The 2,547-nt window shown below is 74.1% G+C and carries 3 protein-coding genes; 2 read left to right on the top strand and 1 reads right to left on the bottom strand.

Translation table 11 applies throughout. The features are described from left to right. A partial coding sequence (locus OZN99_RS29525; RefSeq protein ID WP_270938787.1) for a heavy metal translocating P-type ATPase occupies positions 1 to 949 on the bottom strand: 949 nt, incomplete at its 3' end. A 167-nt stretch (positions 950 to 1,116) separates the two neighbouring features. Between OZN99_RS29525 and OZN99_RS29530 the strand changes: the two genes are divergently transcribed. Together OZN99_RS29530 and OZN99_RS29535 are read left to right on the top strand one after the other, a co-directional pair. Further along, the gene (locus tag OZN99_RS29530; RefSeq protein ID WP_270938788.1) at positions 1,117 to 2,106 is read left to right on the top strand and encodes a S1C family serine protease; all 990 of its coding nucleotides are present in this window, start codon (positions 1,117 to 1,119) and stop codon (positions 2,104 to 2,106) included. A 97-nt stretch (positions 2,107 to 2,203) separates the two neighbouring features. Further along, positions 2,204 to 2,547 (top strand): hypothetical protein (locus tag OZN99_RS29535; protein WP_270938789.1); only part of this gene is annotated, 344 nt, incomplete at its 3' end.

The raw sequence follows: 2,547 nt of genomic DNA on the forward strand, positions 1-2,547 counted from the left end.
CGGCGGGCACCTCGTGCTCCGCGCCGTCGGCGTCCAGCCGGCGCGCGGTGCGCGGGCGCAGCGCCAGCAGGGCGCGGATCGCCGCCCCGGTGCCGCGCTTGGCCCGCGCCTCCAGCCACTTGCCCAGCAGCACGAAGAACAGGACGACGACCGCGGCCTCGAAATAGAGCGCGTGGGCATGGGCCGTGCCATGCCGCCACATCAGCCAGACCGACAGCAGGAAGGCGCTGCCCGTGCCGAGGGTGACCAGCAGGTCCATGTTGCCGGTGCGGTCGCGCAGCGCACCCCAGGCGGCGCGGGCGAAGCGCGGGCCGAACCAGGCGAAAAGCGCCGTGGCCAGCCCCAGCTGCACCCAGGCGCCCGGCATCCAGTCCTGGCCGAAGGGCAGCCCCAGCATGCCCACCAGGAAGGGCGCGGTCAGCGCGAAGGCCGCCAGCAGCTCGCGGCCCTGACGGGCCAGCCGGCGGTTCGCCGCCTGCTCCTCCGCCTCGGCATCGTCGGGCACGGCGGCCAGGCGGTAGCCCGCCCGGGCCAGGGCGGCGGCCAGGGCCGCATCCTCCACGCCGGCCAGCAGGCGCAGCGTGGCGCGCTCCGCGGCGAGGTTCACGCTGACCGAGAGCACGCCCGGCACCTTCGCCAGCGCCCGCTCCACACGGCCGGCGCAGGAGGCGCAGGTCATGCCTTCAACGCCGATCGTCCGCTCGGCCTCCGGCACCGCATAGCCGGCGGCGCGGATCGCCGCGGCGAGCTCGGCCGGAGGCGCGGTGCCATCCACCTCGGCGCGCTCGGCCGCCAGGTTGACATGCGCCTCCGCCACCCCCGGCACCTTGCGCAGCGCGCGTTCGACGCGGCCGGCGCAGGAGGCGCAGGTCATCCCCTCCACGGGCAGAGAGAGGTGCGGGACGGAGCTGAGCGGTGCCTCGGGCATCGCGGTGGGGTTCGGTTCCATGACCGCCTAGATCGGGTTTCCCACAATGGGAGGGTCAAGCCCCGATCCGACGGCAACGTTCGCATCCTGCCGCGCATGAACAACGAGGGCCTTGATCTGACGCAGGTTCCGCAGCCATCCCGCCGCCCGCGGTTGACGAGCGCGTGAGCGGTCGCGACATGACCGGCATGCGTCGCACCCTCCTGCTTCTCGGCCTGCTGCTCTCCCTTCCCGCCTCGGCCCAGGCGCCGGGCGCCGACCCGGTGCGGATCGTCAACAGCACCGGCGTGGAGGCGACGGCGCTGCACGCGGTGCGCAACGGGCGCGCGGATTGGGGGCCGAACCTGCTCACGCGCGGGCCGCTGGCCAGCGGGGCGAACTTCCCGATCCGGGTGAACCCCGCCGCAGGCTGCCGCTTCGACATCCGACTGGTGCTGGCCAATGGGCAGGAAGCGGTGATGCGCGACCGCGACATCTGCGCCCTGCCGATGGTGGAGTTGTTCACCGCGGCCCCGCCGCCACCCCGGGTGGCCGAGGCCCGACCGAACCAGAATGCCCGCCGCGTCTCCTCCGGCACAGGCTTCGTGGTCGCCCCGGACCGGGTGCTGACCAACCACCATGTGATCGACGGCTGCGACCGCGTCCTGGCCCGGACGGCGGATGGGCGCTGGCTGGCCGCGGTGCCGCCGGCCGGGGTGGACAGCGTGCTGGACCTGGCGGTGCTGACCGTGCCCGGCAATCCGGGACCGACGCTGGCCTTCCGCTCCGGGCCGGGGCTGCGACGGGGCGAGAGCGTGGTGGCCTACGGCTTCCCCCTCGCCGGGCTGCTCTCGGCCGATCCGAAGCTGACGCGGGGCGAGATCAACGCCCTGGCCGGCATCCGCAACGACCCCGCCACCATCCAGATCAGCGCGGAGGTGCAGCCCGGCAATTCGGGCGGACCGCTGCTGGACATGCAGGGCAACGTGGTCGGTGTGGTGGTGGCCAAGCTCGACAGCCGGCGGGTGCAGAACGTGGACAACGTGAACTTCGCGGTCCGCGGCGAGGTGGCGCAGGCCTTCCTGCGGCGTGCCGACGTCACCTTCCGCCTGGCAGAGAGCCGGGGGGCCGACCGCAGCGCCGCAGATGTGGGGGACATGGCCCACCGCAGCACGGTGATGCTGCGTTGCGAGAGGTGAGCGGCGCCGGGCGGCGCCCGGAACACGCTTCGTCAACACTCTCGCGCTAAGCCGCGCTATATCCCGACCCCGGAACGCTCCGCAGGACACACGCTGCATGGCCAAGGTCTTGTCGGCGCCGGCCGTCGGGGCGGCGGGCGCCCTCTTCGTCTTCGACATCCTGGCCGCCGCGCTGGCCTGGCCGGTCGCGCTCGCGCTGCTGCTGGCCGAGGCGCCGCGCGGCGTCACCGCCGGGCTGTGGATGCTGATGCATCCTGCCGCCTACATCATCTTCCTCTACAGCCTGGGCCTTTACCGCCGCGACGTGCTGGTGGAGCCGCGGCGCGGCTTCGCCCGGGTGCCCGTCGCGGCGGCGCTTGGCAGCCTGGCCGCCTCGGTCCTGCTGGCGATGTTGCCGGCGCCGGAGGCCGCGCCGCGCCCGGGTGCGCTGCCGCTCTTCGC

It is taken from the genome of Falsiroseomonas oryzae, assembly GCF_027856955.1.
GTDB lineage: Bacteria > Pseudomonadota > Alphaproteobacteria > Acetobacterales > Acetobacteraceae > Falsiroseomonas > Falsiroseomonas oryzae.

Coding starts and splice junctions, on each gene's coding strand:
- OZN99_RS29530 (WP_270938788.1), top strand. CDS start 1,117: ATGCGTCGCACCCTCCTGCTTCTCGGCCTGCTGCTCTCCCTTCCCGCC.